Source organism: Nonomuraea terrae (genome assembly GCF_044465245.1).
Classification (GTDB): Bacteria; Actinomycetota; Actinomycetes; order Streptosporangiales; family Streptosporangiaceae; genus Nonomuraea; species Nonomuraea terrae.
This window is the reverse complement of record NZ_JBITLL010000009.1, coordinates 453,614-470,762: the sequence shown is the minus strand read 5'-3', so window position 1 is coordinate 470,762 and position 17,149 is coordinate 453,614. Positions and strand designations below refer to the sequence as shown.

General features: G+C 64.0%; 10 protein-coding genes and 1 tRNA gene. 6 read left to right on the top strand and 5 right to left on the bottom strand.

The annotated features are described in order from the left end of the window. Positions 1–198 precede the first annotated feature (198 nt). Positions 199–2,067 (bottom strand): DNA/RNA helicase domain-containing protein, encoded by a 1,869-nt coding sequence (locus ACIBP6_RS44465; protein WP_397060981.1) that lies wholly within the window; start codon positions 2,065–2,067, stop codon positions 199–201. Positions 2,068–2,750: 683 nt separating this feature from the next. Here ACIBP6_RS44465 and ACIBP6_RS44460 point away from each other — a divergent pair. From ACIBP6_RS44460 to ACIBP6_RS44445, 4 genes are all read left to right on the top strand, one after another. Further along, entirely contained in the window at positions 2,751–4,553 is a 1,803-nt protein-coding gene (locus ACIBP6_RS44460; protein WP_397060979.1) for a hypothetical protein, read from the top strand. After that, on the top strand, positions 4,550–5,113 hold the full coding sequence (locus ACIBP6_RS44455; RefSeq protein ID WP_397060977.1) for a hypothetical protein: 564 nt from the start codon (positions 4,550–4,552) through the stop codon (positions 5,111–5,113). Before ACIBP6_RS44460 ends, ACIBP6_RS44455 begins: the two co-directional genes overlap by 4 nt. 2 nt (positions 5,114–5,115) lie before the next feature. Further along, positions 5,116–5,418, top strand: a complete 303-nt coding sequence (locus ACIBP6_RS44450; protein WP_397060975.1) for a hypothetical protein — start codon at positions 5,116–5,118, stop codon at positions 5,416–5,418. Between the two features lie 69 nt (positions 5,419–5,487). Beyond that, positions 5,488–6,288 (top strand): hypothetical protein, encoded by an 801-nt coding sequence (locus ACIBP6_RS44445; protein WP_397060974.1) that lies wholly within the window; start codon positions 5,488–5,490, stop codon positions 6,286–6,288. A 673-nt stretch (positions 6,289–6,961) separates the two neighbouring features. On the opposite strand, the gene ACIBP6_RS44440 is transcribed toward ACIBP6_RS44445, so the two are convergent. The 4 genes from ACIBP6_RS44440 to ACIBP6_RS44425 form a co-directional block, all read right to left on the bottom strand. Beyond that, the gene (locus ACIBP6_RS44440; protein WP_397060972.1) at positions 6,962–9,556 is read right to left on the bottom strand and encodes a hypothetical protein; all 2,595 of its coding nucleotides are present in this window, start codon (positions 9,554–9,556) and stop codon (positions 6,962–6,964) included. Continuing rightward, a complete protein-coding gene (locus tag ACIBP6_RS44435; RefSeq protein ID WP_397060970.1) occupies positions 9,553–10,992 on the bottom strand; it encodes a hypothetical protein in 1,440 nt (479 codons plus the stop codon). The genes ACIBP6_RS44440 and ACIBP6_RS44435 overlap by 4 nt, the downstream gene beginning before the upstream one ends. Before the next feature lie 875 nt (positions 10,993–11,867). Beyond that, positions 11,868–12,782, bottom strand: coding sequence for a hypothetical protein (locus ACIBP6_RS44430; RefSeq protein WP_397060968.1), 915 nt, complete (start codon positions 12,780–12,782; stop codon positions 11,868–11,870). Positions 12,783–13,288: 506 nt separating this feature from the next. Then, positions 13,289–13,358 (bottom strand) — tRNA-Trp (locus ACIBP6_RS44425). A 162-nt stretch (positions 13,359–13,520) separates the two neighbouring features. On the opposite strand from ACIBP6_RS44425, the gene ACIBP6_RS44420 reads away from it, so the two are divergent. Further along, positions 13,521–15,269 carry a serine/threonine protein kinase gene (locus ACIBP6_RS44420; protein ID WP_397060966.1) on the top strand — a complete coding sequence of 583 codons (1,749 nt, stop codon included), beginning with the start codon at positions 13,521–13,523 and terminating at the stop codon, positions 15,267–15,269. Next, positions 15,266–16,900, top strand: coding sequence for a serine/threonine protein kinase (locus ACIBP6_RS44415; RefSeq protein WP_397060964.1), 1,635 nt, complete (start codon positions 15,266–15,268; stop codon positions 16,898–16,900). The genes ACIBP6_RS44420 and ACIBP6_RS44415 overlap by 4 nt, the downstream gene beginning before the upstream one ends. The last annotated feature ends 249 nt before the right edge of the window (positions 16,901–17,149 follow it).

The following is a 17,149-nucleotide window of genomic DNA, read 5'->3' as shown; positions in this document are numbered from 1 at the left end:
ATGCCGAGCTCGCCATCAACCGCTGGATGGTGCATCGAGCGACAGGCAGGCTGCGGGCCACTTACGTCCTATTGCGGAACGAGGCCTGCCTTCTGATCGTGGGCGGCTTGTATCTTCGGCGACAGTGCGTGTGGTCTGTCTTGTACGGCTGACCGATCACGCCGGCCCGAACGCCCTTCACGCTCCCGACCGGACGCCTCAATGCCTTGCTGTGCGTACCAAGTTGGCGAGGTAATCACGCAGTTCAGGGTTGACCGCGTGGATCACCGTACCTCGCATACCTCGCGTGAGCAGGACCTTGTACACGTTGCGTACCAGCTGGTCGAAGTCGCTGTCGGGTACGGACTTACGGCTTCTGAAGGCAGGGTCCTTGTTCTCCTTGCGTACGGTGACCACCTGTCCATCGTGGACGGTGAGGTCAGGGCCCAGGAAGACGCCGTTCCAGTCGTATTCGAATCCTTGGGCTGTGTAGACGCAGCCGACCTGCCCGATCCCGTTCGGCTCGCTGGCCCACAGCATGCTCGGCGGACAGTCGCCGACGGCGCGGTCCTTCTTGACGTTCCACGGCCGCGCCCAGTCGCCGATGACAACGTCGTTGACGAGAGTGTCATCGGGGCGCGGGTCGCTCCACGGCCAGCAGTAGCCGGCGGTCATGCGGGCGGTGCCGGTCTGGGCGTGCAGGAAGGCCTCGAGCTCTTGGGGTGAGTCAGCGAGCCGTACCTCAAAATCCTCATCCCCATCCCACTCCATCGGCCCGCCGTCGGCCAGGCCCAGCAGGCGGAGCACCCACTGCTCGTACTTCCGGCTGCCGCCGCAGCGGAACTGCTCGTCGAGCGAGACACGTCGCACGTCGAATCCCTTGGCGCGGGCGTAGTGCTCGATGCCCGCCACGGTGCCGAGCTCGCCGGGCCGTACCACCTGGTGCTCGTCAAGGAGGAAGACCGGGACTCGCGCCGCGGACAGCAGCTCGTCGAGCTGGCTGCGTCCCGTCCGCCTCGCCGCCGGAGTGAAGCGGTTGGTGGAGGTCTCGCGGATGCGATGAGCTTCGTCGCAGATCAGCACGTCCATGCCGTTCTGCTCGGCGTCGGTGAAGCTGTTGAAGTACTTGAAGAGGTTCTTGATCCGGGTGCTGCCACGGCCGGGATAGCGGCGCATGGTCTGGGTGAAGGACTGTGAGCCGGTGGCGTGCAGAGCCGAACGACCTTGCCTGAACAACTCGCCGAGCAGCGACAGCGCGATGACGCTCTTGCCGCTGCCGGGGCCACCGGTGACGATGACGACCTGCTTGGAGTCCGCCCGCCGTGCCTTCTCGACCGCGCCCATGACGAGCTCGTACGCGACTTGCTGCTCGTCCAGCAACGTGAACTGCTCGCGCTCACGGATCTCTTTGGAGGCGTAGGTCATGAGCTGCTTGCTCGGAGCGACTGCGCTGCTCAGCAGCCGGTCGGCAGCGTCGGCGCCCGGTTTGTCGGACAGCCGCTCGCTCAGGTACCGGAGAAATTCGCCGCGTCGCTGCTTGGTGAACAGGCGGCTGCGCTCGTCGCGAACCTGCTCCGACAGGCCGTCGACGTCCAGGTCCATGGCGTTGTGCAGGTACGCGGCTCCGTACACGGCGTTCGGCTTGCCGTTGAGCACCCCGAGGAAGTCGCACATGTACTCGCAGTACCGGCGTACCTGCTCAGCCGGGTGGAGCGTCTCGCCGCCCGGCATGCCGTCCACGATGACGAGATGCTCGCCCGCATCCGATGGCTCCGCGCGGCTCCACTGCTTGAGCTCGACCACGACATAGGAATCTTCGCCGGTCCGCGGATGTACACCGGCGAGAACCACGTCGGCCCGCCGGCTGGTCAGCGGAAGCTTGTACTCCACCAGCATCTCGACCCTGTGCAGCCCGGCGTCCGCCAGATCGCGAGCGAGGACCGGCAAGCTGCGCTGCCAGGACCTGACCTCGGAGGGGGAGGACCGGCGTCCGGTGCTTGCCTTCACGTGTTCGGCGATCACTTCCGCCAGGGCGGCCTCGTTGGGCGAGGCAAGCAGGTTGTCGACAGACAGCCGCAGAGCCGTCACGGATTGTCCCCTAGGCAGCACGAAAGAATTCGTGCGGGTGGGGGCCTATCCGCTCCGGCCGAGGCCGTACGACCGCGGAAGCCCGTCGGGCCGCATCACATGGTCGTCAAGAGACTAGCGGGGGCAGTAACGCCGCGAAACAGGTGTGGTCATGCAGAATCACCATCACGATGCCTACATGGGACGTCCACTTCGGTGGCAAGGCATAGCACCCGCTCAAGGACACATGCACAAACAGGGCGTGCTCATGCCGGAGACGACGCGGCAACGATCAAACTGCTGAGAGCTTTTCGTTCTGGAGCGAACCGCGAGCGCGGGTTTCCCGTACATCCTGGCGGCGGCGCAACACTCGAGCGAGGAATTCCCATGCTATTGCGTTATGAGCCCCGGTCGAGGCGTACTGGTACCGGAGATAATTTCGTTGGTCGCTTGCCGCACTGTGCTGGAGACCCGTAATGAGTCACCCAGTACCCGATCCCCGTCCCACCCAGTCGCCGCCGGTAACGAACGGCGGGCCTCCGGGTGACCACGCCCAGCCAACTCCCACGCCGTTACCCCCACCGGTCCGTCCCTCTGACCAGCCCACGACGCCTCCAGCCACCACCGGTGATCTGGACCCGGCGCGACCATCATTGACCCCCAAGCCTCCGAACTGGAACTACTCCGGCATCACTCCATCGGAGATGGACCGCTTCGAGCGCGATCTCGGCAGGGTGGAGGATGTGCTCCGCGCGCACGAACCACGCATTCGCCAGGCCCTGAGCCACGTGCAAGGTGACACCTCCGCGCTCACGGCCATGCGCGAGATGGGCAACTGGATCGGCTCCAAACGCCCGGAACTGCGCCGGCGCAACGAGACCATCCAGTCCCTGACCACGACCTGGGGCGCTGATGCCTCTGCCATGGCGCCCTTCGACGAGGCCCTCTACAACCGGGCCTCCAGCAACGCCGACGTCTATGCGGCCACGACCAGGCTGGCCGAAACCGCGAAGACCGGCGAAGTCGATGAGAAGACCCTCGCCGCGTTGGAGAAGCGCATCGGCGATCCGGCCTTCGCCGCGACGCTCATGCATGCGCTGGGCGCCACCACGTACCGGCAGGTGATGGCCAAGACCGTGCGCGGGGACAAGGCGCTCCAGCGTCTCCAGGTAGCGCTCAGCAAGACCCTCGGTACGGCCAGCTCCCGGATGGACGCCGGTTGGCGCAAGGAGTTCACTTCCGGGCTCACCGGGTGGGACCACCAGGCGCTGGCGAAGGCGATCAGGCATGGCTCGTTCGACTCTGCCTTCCTGCTGCAAGTGGCCCAAGCCATTGACGCCCACGACCGCAAACCCCCGGCTCAAGGTGGAACGGTCTTCCGCGACCCTCACCAAGATCCGATAGTGGACATGATGGCGGCCTTGGGCCGCAATCCCGCAGCGGCCCAGGACTTCTTCGTCGAGGACCCTACGGCGTTGAGACGCTTCCTGACCGAACGTCCTACGGTGAACGGCAAGGACGAGGTCGGCAAGGCCGTCGAGGCGGCCACCACAGTCTTCCGGGATCGAGACGGCACGGAGCAGAACCCGTCCCGCGGTTTCAGATCCGCTCAACTGGCCTCGGAGTTCGTCGAGTTGCAGCGTGAGCGGATCAACAAGGGCGGCGAATCGGCCGTTCCGGCCGGCACGACCGCGCTCATCCTCGCCGCCTACATTCCTGACGCCGCCTACGTCTCGGAGCGGTCGGGGCTCAGCGGGGCTCGCGTGCGCACGATCAACCCCTCTCACTGGCCGCCGAACGAGCCGTGGGGTGCGCAGTTTCGCACCGAGGACTTGCGGGTGGTCATGACGGAGGTGTTCGAGGAGGCTCCGAAGACTGTCTCGACGCTGATGGCAGCCCAGACCGTGTGGTCCGAAAGGGTGCTCGATCACAATGCCGCACGCGGCGACCGTGACGGATTCGCGGGCGCCGCAAAGGAGGTAGGTGCCGGGTTCGGCCTGGTCACCGACGCGACGGGGCTCGCTCGCATAGCCGAGGGCCAGAAGTTGGACGACGCCCAGGAGCGGAAGATGAAGGCGATCATGGCGGTGGTCAACACCGGGCTGGCCATCCCGCAGAAGGCCGGTTGGCCCATCACGGCTGGCGTCGTGGGTGCCTGGACCAGCCTGATCGAGGACAGCGCCAAGACCGACGTCAACAAGAACCAGGCGACGTACGAAGCCAACACGGCAAAGGCCAGATCGGAGTTCCTGGCGACCCAGCTCATGGCTCAGGCCATGTTCGACCACGGGCTCTTCGGCCAGGAGGCTGGTAGCTCCTTGAGCTTCCGTAAACCCGACGGGACCCTGATGACGCTGGGGGAGATGACACCGGAAGGCGCTCTCCAGCATCCGCACTTCGACGCCTACGAAACGTGGGTGGAGGACGACCATGAGGGCACGATGTGGAAGAGGACGAAGAAGGAATTGGTCGATGCTTACGATGGCGCATTCAGCGAGAACAAATGAGAATCTTCACCGCTCTCGGCATAGCACTGGTGCTGGTTGGTTGCACAACTCCCCAGAAGCCTCCCGTTGACAGGACTCCGCTGCCGACAGTCGCCGCGCCGCCCTACATCTGCGACCACATTCCTCTTCGAGCTGTCGAGTTGATGACGGGCGTGCGCCAACCGCACGCTCGCGGAGATTTCGACCTGAGCTTCAGCGACGGGTTGGGAATCGGTGGATGCCACATCTATCAGCCCACGGGGGACAAGAAGAAGCTGCTTGACGTCGACCTGACTCCGGAAGGTGGAGAGGAGTGGGTCAGGGCCGAGATCAAGGCCGGCGGCAAGCAACTGCCTGAGATCGTCCCGGGTGGTATCGGGTTCTACACGCAAGGCGGGACAGTGGAGGCGGACAAGACGATGGCCGGCGCCGTGCTGGTAAGAGGGAAGGCCCAGTTGTTCGTCGGGATGTCGAGAGGCGTCGAAGGGCGGGACAACGCGGCTGATGTGATCGCGTTGATGAAACTGATCGCGCCCAAGCTGATCACCAGCGCAACTGCTCCGCGCGAGATGAAGGGCTGAACATGGCGGCGATGGTGGCCAATCCGCTGCGCGAGGCACTGCAGAACGCTCTTCGCGTGGTCGGGCCGATGGTCGAGGAGATCAGCAGCGACATCGAGAAGCCCTACCGGCAGTTCCAGAGCGGAACCGTCTGGACCGGGCCGACGGCGAAACTGTTCGGTGAACAGTTTGCCCAGTTCCGGTCCCGCGTCCGGGCATCGGGAGAGGGCATCGTCGGGGAGTTGCAGGCGATGCTGGGCCGTACGCCCGCCCAGGTGACCGAGGAGGAGGCGGTGGACATCAGGAGGAAATACGGGCTGCCCTGAGGTCCGGGCGCCCCTTCCTGAGGATTCCCCTGTTCCGTCAGTGATCCACTTCCTTCATGATTGCTAATCATGAAAAGAACGGTCACGACTCTGGCGCTCTGTGGTGCTGTGCTGGCAGCCGCCATTCCCGCGCATGCGGCGTCCAAGGACCCCGTCCGAGCGCTGGAGGCCAAGCTGACACCCGGGCACGGCGTGCGCTTCACCGAAACGGCCACCTTCGTGGACGGCCTCGATGAAAGGCACGCCCAGAAGCGCAAGGGTGCCTTCCAGTTCGACAAGAAGGGCGTCAAAGCCTTCGACGTCACGACGATCCCGCGGCCTCAGAGCCGGGAACGGGTCATCGCGATCGGCGACATCGGCTACTTCTGCGGCTTCTCTCGATATGCGACGCCGAAAGGCAAGACCTGGTACAGGTACCCCCGAGCGAAATTCTCGGTTAACGAGCGCTTCTGGTTCTACGGGCAGCTCATCAATCCAGCCGAGCCGGCGACCGTGGCCGCTCTGGTCAAGAACGGGAAGCGGAGCGCCGACACGGTCACCGGCACGATCACGTTCGCAGAGCTCAAGAAGGTCTCACCCTGGTTCGGTCTCTCGGTAACGAGCACGTGGCGTGGCAGCACGACACTGTCCTACACGCTGACGCTGACCTCTGAGGACCTGGTCAGCAGGGTGGAGAGCGCCTTCGAGATCCCGGACGACGCTCCCATCTACGAGGAGTGGCTGGGAATGACGGTTCACGTCGACAGTCGGTACAGCGGCTGGGGCGACAAAATATCGATCAAAGCACCGGATCCACGCACAGTGGGCGACAAGATAGACATTCCCATCTTTTTCCATACGCCGCTTCCGCCCCCTTGCAAGGAGACCTGAGAAACAGCGTCAGGCGCGGTCCGGGCAGCACACCATCTGACGGAGGGTGGGAGAACGACCCTTCATCCAGGAAGCGCGCAAGCAACTGAGTTCGTCACTCGGGGCAGACCAGGCCACCATCTCGGTGGCCTGATGGGCCAGCGGGCCGGGCCCTGATACGTTGCTCGACCTCGGGATACGACACCTAGATCGTCCCGCGCATGTCCTGTGATCAATGTCCTACGACTGCATCCGACGGCTCTCGGCAGGCTATCCCGGTTCCGGAAAGCAAAAGACCTGCGGCTGAAAAACGGCAGGTCCGAGGCCAAAGTGCCTGGTGGAGAGAGCGCCCGCGTCGTGGTACGAACCTGCGGCACCCGCTGTAGGAGAGTGGTGGCTGTACAGCTCGGTCGTGGGCTCTGACCTGTGCAGATGCTTCACGCTCTCTGTACCATCTGGAAGATCATCTCGCGTATGTCCCCGCACCCGGACTGTAGGGCCCGCTCGGACAGAGGGCCACAAGCCGCGGGTCACCGTCGGACGTGACCTATCGAGCCCTCATGCTGCTCTCCATACGCGCCGGAGTTTTCGTGTCCGAGCAAGTGGCGAGAGGGGGCAGCATGTCGGATGCGGCGAACTCCCGCGCAACCCAGGCGGCTTAGGCTTGATCATTGCCGGATGCGCAGCTCAGATGCTATTTCGATTGCATGGATTGTTTCTTGATGGCATAGTCACGCAGCTGAAGCGCATCTAAGCCGCAATCAGCGAAAACCTGGCGCGCCGACTCGGGAGGTGCCTTGCTCATGTGCACTGGCGTGCCGACTCGCCCGGGAACGGAGGCGATGTCGGCTGACGCGAAGCGTGATGCAGGACTCGCGGGAGGCGTAATGCGATAGGTTCGCCAGGCACGTCCTGGGTCGCTAAGAAGGACCAGTTCGGGTGGCCGCCACGCGATGAGCGTCCATCTTGTGCTGGTTCTTGCCAGGACCACGGCTGGCCTGCCTGTTGCGCCTATCGTGGTTGCCACTCGGGTCGCGACGGGTGTGGGGTTGGTGAAGTCTCCGGTGATCTCCCACAGGCCGTTGTGGTCAGTGATCTCCCAGCCAGCGCTGTCAATCTCGGCCTTCATCTCTGCCAGAGGGTCGTCATCAGCGGCCAGGTTGATGAGCCGTTGAACTTCATTACGGGAGACGACGCGAGCTCGAGGTTGAACAGGCGGCAGGAGTAGGTCTTCGCCAAGGTCGAGATCCGCCTTGGCGATTAGAGGCTTGACCTTGGCCCAAACGCTTGCGGCTAGGAGGTCGTCAGGCCCGCCGCCGGTGAGGGACAAGTCCTGAGCCAGGAGAGCTGTACATACGGCCGTGACAGCACACAGTCGTTCCGTTGACTCTTCGAGAGTGTCAATGCCGGCCGTGGGAACCAGGGCTTTGGTCAATCTGCTTAGGGCCTGCCTCCAGGAGTCGTTGGAGTAGTCCCAAACTCCCGCAGCTAGGAGTTTCACGTAGATTCCGGCCATCAGCATGCGCAGCGGTAGCGGCGAGAGCTCATCGGGCCGAGTCACGGCCTGTACCCACCGGTCCGCCCAGCGCTGACAGGCAGCATGCTGTGAGGGAGCGATCTTCGGCACAGACGAGCTCTCCGGCGGCTTTTCTTCTTCATCGCTCTCATCAACGACGTTCGTGGTGGCGGACCATCGGGACAGGCGTGAGGAAGCCGGGAGTGCCGCAGCGATCGGACCATAAATCAAGCTGGTGAATGATGCGCCGTAGACTCGGTCGCACTCCTCCAAGTGCGCTGTCCAGCGGTCCTCAATCGCCGAACGGACTGTGGTGCCTTCAACTTTCCCAAGCGCCGGATGAGTGCGAGTGGCGTGCGGCAGGATTTCTGCGAGGCGGATCAGATCCGCGTTGAACCTGCGGGCCAGTTCGGGATCGGTGAAGATTTCCTCGACGGTATTCTCGCGGCGCAGCCGTGGCCCCTGGGCTTCGGTGATGCGACGTGCACATCGGGCGGGACTGACGGCGAACACGGGCGGGGACTGCATGATTCGGCCGTCGGGCAGGGTCCTTTCCGCGCGGATGACGGATCCGGGGGCCTCCGGCACCGTGAGCACCAACGTGATTTCGCCGGGCGGAATGACGCCGATGGGTTGCCACGAGCCGGGAGCCCCATCTGGGGAGCTGTGAATCACGGTTGCTTCTGGCTGAGGCCTTGCGAGGGTGACCTCCAAACCCTTGCTGTGTACCAATGCGCCCAGCAGAGTAAGCGATGGAGATGGAGAGGGACGACGCACGGTGGAACGGCCTGCCATCGCCTCCGGAGGCTGGGCCACGCCGTTGGGCATGAGGTTCTCCGGCAGCGGCGCCATGAGGGCTAGCTCGCAGTTGCCTCCCTCGGCAGTTGCCATGCAAAGAGCGCTGCGCGTGAGATTCGGGCTGCCGATCAACCCGTACAGCTGCTCACCAACACGCCATTGGATCAGCTTGCCGTGCCGTAGATGCTTCTCTTCCAGAAACCGCAGCTCCACGCCTTGACCGCCCAGGGCATCGAGGAGTGCATCGCCGTCATAGCTGGTCCAGCGCGGCTGCACCGCCAGAGTCGTGCGTCGGGGCTCAAGACGGTGGATCAGAGTTCGGATTGCCTCGCCGCTTATGAAAGGCGCGTACAGGCACAACTCGTCGACCGGTCCAGCGGAAAGCTGATGGACGAACGCTTCATCCAGGTTGTCCAGCAGCCGCACTTGCGGGTCGGTGACCGCGAAAGGGCGCGCGCCGATGTCGGCGGCCACTTCGCGTAAGAACTCGGCCGTCCAGGGCGTCATCGACAAGTGGCTCGTATCAGCCAACCGCCGCAGCCAAGTTCCAGCCTCGGCGATCGTGTGACTGACCACGCCACCGGACGAGACGATGACCGTCCACAGCTCGTCGTTGGAACCCCAACCGGAAACGGTGGGATTGCCGGAGCCGATGGCCATCCAGACGTCGTTCTCGCCGACGAGCAGGGCTAGTTTCGGGTGGAAGGCGCCGGCACAGGTGGCCAGGCTGTGCAGGTAGGAGCTTCCGGCCAAGCGTACGTCGATGGGGTCGTAGAGGCCTTGGCCAACGTCGCCCAGCACGATGATCCGCGCGCCCAGGGCCCGAGCCGTCGGAATCGCCATCTGCTCGAGGAACGGCAAGTCCATGGTGAAACCGAGTAACACCAGCTCGTGCAAGGGAGCTTGGTCGGCACGGTCACGCCAGTCGTTCAGCAACGACAGCGGGGACGTGAACTGCCACTCCGTCGTGGTCATGCTCTAAGCTCCAGCACCGTGCGGGCCGTGGGGGTGACATCCCAGCCATCGCCATCCTCGTGCACGAGTCCGAGCTGTACGGCGAAGTTTCCGAGCTGCTCGACGCGCAGGCCGATGTCGCTGTCTCCCTCGTTGCTGGTCTTGAAGAAGCGGTCGTTGCGTTCATGCACTCGGGAGAACAAGAGCAAACGCTGTGTCGCCGGATCGAGACGCATCTTGGCCCGTGCTACCCGCATTGCCTGGGCGAGCATGTCGTCCACCAGCCGCGCCGCGAGATCCTTCGCTGAGCGGTGGTGAAAGTCCTTGGCCAGAAAGTAAACCCAGGTGGGATCAAGAATTTCACCCATGCCGCGCCGGTGTGGCCCGAGGAAGGTCTTCTGGACGATGCCGGTGAGCTCATGAGCTCGCATTGCACCTGCCAGCAGCACCTTGATATTGGCGAACGGTGCCCGTCGGTCACCATCCAGCAGATGGCGCTCTCGGGGTACTGGATGCCCAGAGTCGTCCTGCAAGGGCTGCAGTTGATCCAGGACCGTTCCGACGGTCACGTCGTCAACTTGATCGGCAAGCCATCCCCGCAGTTCTTCGCGGGTCAAGTCCGCTTCACCACCCTCGCTGCCCATCGATGCGACCAGGGCTGCCCACAGGCGCCGCCAGGCGCCCACGGAGTAGTGGCGCAGTAGCACTCCGCGCCACCCCTGGCTCTGCTCGATTGACGACAGCACCGGATCCGACGCGATCTGGTCGCCGAAGGCCACGGCGGATCGCAAGACCTCCTCAAAGGAGCCACCCTCGGTTCCGTGCAGCTCGACGGCTCTGGCCAGGACGCGCAGGGTGGCTCGCCGGGTCCGATCGTCGGCCTCCCATGCACCTGGATCGTGAGTACCCATCCACGAGGCAGTGAACAAATCCCGCAGCCAGGGCACCTCTGGTTGACGCTCTGATTGCAGGGTCACGTCCTTGAGGTCACCCAGATCCTGGTCTGGCAACGAGTCGGCTTGGGCGTGGGCGAAGAGCGGCTCGAACAGATTTCTTACATCGACCGGGCAAGGGTGCCGTCCCGGTCGTAGTGCCCCTTCTTCGAGCAAGACGGTGCCTAGGATCAGGCTTGGGCCGCCATACTGCGCCCAGAACCCCCACGGCCTCGGCGAATATGAGCTCTGGCCGTCAGAGGCACTTCGCGCGACGTCTAGATGGTCGTGATAGAAGGTCCGAACGCGATCGATCCCGTGGGCGGGCCCTGGCGGAGCCTCCGCCGAGACTTCGCGATGCGCCGCGGCAAGGATCACTTCGCTTCGCCGTAGAAGCCGCCGACATGCCTCGCTGTCTAAGCTGTGTTCGCTGGCGTGAGCGGCCAGCGCGGCGTATAGGGCGTAGTAGCGGATATAGCGGGTCACTGTCGACAAGCCGGGAACTAGCACTTCGACGGCTCGCATGACAGGTGCTTCGACCGACAACGGATAGCGGCCAGCCCGTGGGTGAAGGCCTCGAGCAGCCCACCTTGGCCCAAAGACAACCGTCACAATGGCATCACAACACAAGTTCCCCGCTTTGGTCAGTGGCTTGCGCGGAGCCGTAGGAGCTCCGGGTAGCTAATTAGGCCGAGCAAGCTTCGACCACCGCCCGCGCTGTAGGAGAGCGCAGGCTAGTCCAGTTTTAGGTGGTTCTAACTGGGCAAATAGCCAACGAGGCGACCTGGTAGGGCGAGATCCCGTGCATGTCGCCGCACAATCGCGAGAGCAATCTAGTTCTCCGGCAGCCGCCCTGGTATGGAAAGTCATCCGTTAACCAGCGGAAACGGCGGGACGGCCTTTTACAATGCACCCGCAGGCAAACCCGGCCTTAAGCCGGTCCGTCATGAATCGGTCATGAAGGTAGGAAATGCCCACGGCTGCTCCAGGTTTTCCACCTGAGGGCCAGGAATCTCTACCAAGACCCGTCGCAACGCTTCTCGTTGGAACAGCAGCATCAGAGCATCGACCGCAGTCTTTTGGGGACTCTGTCCGGCCTTGCCGATTGCGGTGATTAGCCAAGCTCGGGTCGGTCCGCACATGGTCTCCGCCCACTCGCTTAGCACCTCCGCGGAGTCGCATGCGATCAGCGTGGCCTCGACGCGGTCGCACAGCCCACAACTCTGGCGGCACGCCCTCCCCGCTGCGGTCTGCGCGTCACCTGCATGCCCGAGTCATTCGCGCCGTAGGATCCGCAGGAAAGAAGTGAGAGCGCTGTCCGAGGGGTGGCGATGAGAGTGATCTGCGGCACCTGCACCGCATCGGATCAGTAGCGGGCTTGGTCATACCGGTCAGGGCCCCTACGGCTGGCACTCAGATGATTGAGGAGGAAGAACGAGTGTCTGGCCCGCCTCGATTGCGTCCCTAACGCTTTTCGCGAGGACCTCACTTGCCGCAACTGATTGCTGGGTCAGGTACCGCATGCCCTCGACGTCATCGGTCTGCGCCAGCAGGGCCCGATAGTGGCTGTTGTCCCCCAACATCTCCTGCGCGCGGAGCGCAGCATCGGCTTCCTGGACCCTCCGGGCGTACTCCTCGACGATGGCAACACGTTGCGTTGTTGCCTCTATCGAGCGGCGCAGCGCCGCCCTCTGAGGAGCCAGGACCGCCTCGAGTTCAGCAGTGAGAACAACACCGCGGCGCGCCTCCGACTGGCGCTGGATCAACAGGCTCTGCGTGAGCAGCAGACGGGCGATCTCCCAGATTTCGCGAGGCAGGATGATGTCGTTAGCTATGTCATCCAGCAGGTTCAAGCGTTTGACGTGTGAACCATGGACCGTGAGCACGGCCTTCCTGACGCGCTCCAGCAGCGTTCTGGCCTTGGGTGTCAGATCGTTCACGACGACGAGCCGGTCACGCAGCGGCCCGACTCGGGGATCGGGCACGCCTTGTGAGCGGAGCTCGGGGATGAATCCATCGATGATGAGGAGTTCTTCTTCCTCCGTCAGGGACGGGTCCAGCACCATGTCCACCAAACGCCGAACGCGGTTGCGGTCCGCCGCCAACTTACGGGCCGCCAGCTCCCGCCGAATCATCGCTCGATTTAGTGCTCGCACGGCGAAGAACCCGCCGACACCCACACCGGTCAGAACGAGCGTAACAAGCACGGAGAAGGGGCCGAGGTGCCGACCGACGTTGACCAATAAGGCCAGGTAGAGATATGCGACCAGGAGTGTAATAAACGTTAGCCCACACCCCGAACGTCTTCTGGCCACGCATTCCTCTTTCGGCAGAAATCGCTGATTTGCATGAGACCGGAGACGAAGAATAGTGTGCGCTCGCTCCGTTCGCCAGGCATGAGGCAAACTACACAGGCAGGTACACGCAGCTGTGAAGCTCGGTGCCGTTTGATCAAGGCCGGCGTCGAACGCGCACCTCGTCACGGCGCTGAGCTGGGGAGATGTTGGCACGGGCCGCGTCGTTGATCTGGCGGCACGCAGCTTCACAGCGCGGCAATCGCCGGCCGGAGCATGGTGTCTCTCCCATCCGCTGCTGGCGCGATGCGATCTGGCTGTGCGCACGTTTTTGGCGCGATCACCCGTAACCGATTGCTCACAGCCGTACACCATCGGACACATCAAAAGCCCTTGGCCTACGTTTCCGCTGGTCAAGGGCGCTTCGGTGCTCGTCCAGCAGAGTGCTCCGGCAGGATTATCGCTTGCGGCACCCGCCCGAACTCAACCGCTGTGGGGAGTGTATCTAGTCAAGCCAGTGACACCAGCACGCCGGCCAGGGTGCGAACCTGAAGTGGACCGCTTTGGAGGCGGTTGCTCTACCAAATGAGCCTGCGCTATATCGCGATGCCTGGGCCTGCACGGTTCCGCAGGATGTCACTCCAGTCGACGCAGAAGTGGCATGCGGATCATTTATCGTTGTCGGCCATATAGTTGCCGTTTCGTGACAAGCGGTCTATAAGGTTGCCCCGCCGTATAGATCATCTATGGAGGGGCTGGTTGTCCGACAAGACGACGGCCATGCCGCACCAGCAGCCGGTGCCGCCGGGCGCACACGGAACCGACGACGGCTTGGCACCGCTGGACCTGCATGACCCGGTAGTGGTGGGTCCGTATCGCCTCGTCGGCAGGCTGGGTGCGGGTGGAATGGGGACGGTGTTCGCCGGTGCTGACGACGCCGGTCGGCGTGCCGCCGTCAAAGTAATTCATGCCGAACTGGCCCACGATGCCGAGTTCCGCGTCCGCTTCAGGCGAGAGATCGACTTACTCAGACGGGTACGTGCGCACTGCATGGTTCAGGTTCTGGATGCTGACGCTGAGGCGGAGCGGCCGTGGCTGGCCACGGAGTACGTTGCGGGGCCGACGCTGGCCCAGCGGGTGGCGCAGAACGGTCCGCTGTCCGAGCAGGAGATCGTCGGTCTGGCGGCGGGTCTGGGTGAGGCGCTGCGTGCGATGCACGCGGTCGGGGTGGTCCATCGGGACCTGAAGCCCTCCAACGTCATCTTGTCGCCGACGGGTCCGCGTCTGATCGACATGGGGATCGCGCGGGCGATGGACGAGACCAGCGTGACGCGGACGGGGGTGCTGGTCGGCTCGCCGGGCTGGATAAGCCCGGAGGAGTACAGGGGCGGCGATGTCGGCCCGGCCGCGGATGTGTATGGCTGGGCGCTCGTGGTGGTGTTCGCTGCCACCGGTCGGGCACCGTTCGGCACCGGCCGACCCGAAGTACTCGCCATGCGCGTCCTTGCCGACACTCTCGACGTTGACGCGACCCCCGAGCAGCTCGAGGATCTCGTCCGGCGGTCATTGGCCAAGGAGCCGGCCGAGCGGCCTTCCGCAGAGGACATCCTGGACGCCTTGGTGCAGGGATGGCGTGAATCCACCGTGGACGACGTTTCGGGCGACGCCACGCTGGTGGAGAAGGTCACCCGGTATCTGGATCGGACCTGGGTGATGCCCTTGGCGGACCGATCGCACTGGATCGTTCCAGAGTCCACCTCCCAGCGGCGCGGCCCCCGAGGGGCCATGGTCGCCGGAGTGCTCGGCGCCGTCGGTACGATCGCTGCGGCTGCCGTGCTTTTCACTAACGGCGGGACAGACGAATCGCAGGCTCCTGCCGCTGCCCGCGGGGACAAGTCCGTCGCTCCGACTTCCATGGGTTCCCCGTCGCCTCAAACTGATCCACCTTCCGCTGCAGCGAGTCCCACGAAGGAGGCGCCGTCCTCACCCCCACCCTCCGCCCCGGGAAAGAGGGTGAAAATGATCAGAGGGCACTCTTTCGTCCTTCCGTCCGACTGGCTGTACTTCCCGGACAACACCAACAACCCCGAAGGCATGTGCCTGCGCCCCAAAAGGCAGGAGGACGCGGACTACTTCTACTGCAACCAGTTCGGCATGAGCGTCCACCCATGGTTGTCCACCGGAAGCGGCGAAAGGGAAGAGGTGGACCTGAGCTGGCTGGAAGACGCCGACGAGCTGAACAACACCAATGGGAAAGGCCCCTGCGCCCCGGGTCAGACCGCCCGCAAGGGGAAGATCGTCAAGAGTGGCCTGCACAAGATCGGCAACCTCCGAGCCCACTACCGCAAGGCCCGTAGCTACTGCGAGGACGGTTCGACCGTCGAATCGGAGACTCTGATCCTGCCGGTCACCGGGCTGACCATTGTCATCGACAAGCTACCTGCGAAAGAACGCTCCCAGGCGGAAGACATCCTCCGCTCGTTCAAGTTCGCAAAGAAGCAGACATGATGGCTGAGGCAGCCAATGAGGGCGGACTATCTCCGCTGCTCCAGAACGACCCCGACCGCATAGGACCCTACCGGCTGGCGGGCCGACTGGGTGCGGGTGGCATGGGGACGGTGTTCGCCGGTGCCGACGACGCCGGTCGGCGTGCCGCCGTCAAAATGATCCACCGCCAACTGGCGCACGACCCGGAGTTCCGCGCCCGCTTCCGACGCGAGATCGCGCTCCTCCACCGCGTGAAAGGCCTCTGCACAGTGCGGGTTCTGGATGCTGACGCTGGGGCGGAGCGGCCGTGGCTGGCCACGGAGTACGTTGCGGGGCCGACGCTGGCCCAGCGGGTGGCGCAGAACGGTCCGCTGTCCGAGCAGGAGATCGTCGGTCTGGCGGCGGGTCTGGGTGAGGCGCTGCGTGCGATGCACGCGGTCGGGGTGGTCCATCGGGACCTGAAGCCCTCCAACGTCATCTTGTCGCCGACGGGTCCGCGTCTGATCGACATGGGGATCGCGCGGGCGATGGACGAGACCAGCGTGACGCGGACGGGGGTGCTGGTCGGCTCGCCGGGCTGGATAAGCCCGGAGGAGTACAGGGGCGGCGATGTCGGCCCGGCCGCGGATGTGTATGGCTGGGCGCTCGTGGTGGTGTTCGCTGCCACCGGTCGGGCACCGTTCGGCACCGGCCGACCAGAAGTGCTCGCCTCTCGAATCCTCACGGAGACCCCTGACAGCAGTGCCGTTCCCGAAGGACTCCAACATCTGGTCAATCAAGCTCTGGCCAAGAACCCCGACGCGCGCCCCTCTGCCGATCGCATCATCGACGCCGCCACCCGCATCTGGCGTCAATCCGACGAGAGCGCCACGACAGCGGTGCAAGAGGTCACCCGGCTCCTGGACCAGACCTGGGTCATGCCCTTCGACGAGGAACCGCCGTGGTCCTTTCGGGAGAGCCCGCTCCCACGGCGCAGGCTCATCCCATTCGTTGTGGCCGGAGGCGCGGTCACGGCCGCGGCGGTAGCCATCGCCGCTGCCGCCTTTGCACTCGACATGCCACGGTCGGGCTCAACAGACGTCTCCGCCCAGCCTTACGCCCCCGCGGTCTCTTCTCCGCCGTCCGAAGAAACCGCCCTGGTGAAGACGGGGAATCCGTCCCCTGCTCCCGCCGTACGGACGCCGCAGCCGGCAAGCGCCTCGCATACACCCGCAGGTCGGAGAGTCGAGGTGGGACCAGGGCACTCTTTCGTCCTGCCGGCACGCTGGAAGACCTCCGTCTACGGAGGTGCCTCGGGCGGAACTATGTGTGTGACCCCGATGAGCCAGGAAATATGCGACCGGTCAATTACGATTTACCCCTGGTTCGAGATCGGCGACATGAACCTCGACGACGCTCGGGAGCGCTTCGGCTGCGACGATGGTGGATCGGCCGATGGGTCTATCGAAGAGCGGGAACTACGCAAGGTAGGGAACGTGGAAGCGCAGTATAGAAAATATCTGCTTTTCTGCGATGGAAAAGCGTCGTACACGGCCTACAGTTGGTGGATCCCCGGCAGGGAACTCCTCATTGAAGCGGTGGGCATCCCCACCGTCTATCTGAAGGATCTGGACTCGATCACTTCTTCATTCATATTTAAAAAAGGTACGTAGTGATCTCGGTCTTGCCATCTGGTCGATCTTGGATGGCGGGGCAGATGGGGAGCAATCATCATCAAGCCAGAGGCGGCGGCTGGGGTAGTCCCGCTTGGCCCGCCTGTGGAGTGCCACCTCCTGGGCCCGCTCATCGGAGAATCCACCAGGTGTGCGCTCTCCTTCAGGAGTGGAGGTCTCTTCGTCTCTTTGAGGCGTCTTGAGCTGGGCAAACGTCCTAGGGGTTGCCTGGTCGGGCAAGATCGTCCC

Excerpts from the sequence above, each read along its gene's own strand:
- ACIBP6_RS44435 (WP_397060970.1), bottom strand. The coding sequence starts at position 10,992 with ATGCGAGCCGTCGAAGTGCTAGTTCCCGGCTTGTCGACAGTGACCCGC.
- ACIBP6_RS44415 (WP_397060964.1), top strand. The coding sequence starts at position 15,266 with ATGATGGCTGAGGCAGCCAATGAGGGCGGACTATCTCCGCTGCTCCAG.
- ACIBP6_RS44445 (WP_397060974.1), top strand. The coding sequence starts at position 5,488 with ATGAAAAGAACGGTCACGACTCTGGCGCTCTGTGGTGCTGTGCTGGCA.
- ACIBP6_RS44460 (WP_397060979.1), top strand. The coding sequence starts at position 2,751 with ATGGACCGCTTCGAGCGCGATCTCGGCAGGGTGGAGGATGTGCTCCGC.
- ACIBP6_RS44440 (WP_397060972.1), bottom strand. The coding sequence starts at position 9,556 with ATGACCACGACGGAGTGGCAGTTCACGTCCCCGCTGTCGTTGCTGAAC.
- ACIBP6_RS44455 (WP_397060977.1), top strand. The coding sequence starts at position 4,550 with ATGAGAATCTTCACCGCTCTCGGCATAGCACTGGTGCTGGTTGGTTGC.
- ACIBP6_RS44450 (WP_397060975.1), top strand. The coding sequence starts at position 5,116 with ATGGCGGCGATGGTGGCCAATCCGCTGCGCGAGGCACTGCAGAACGCT.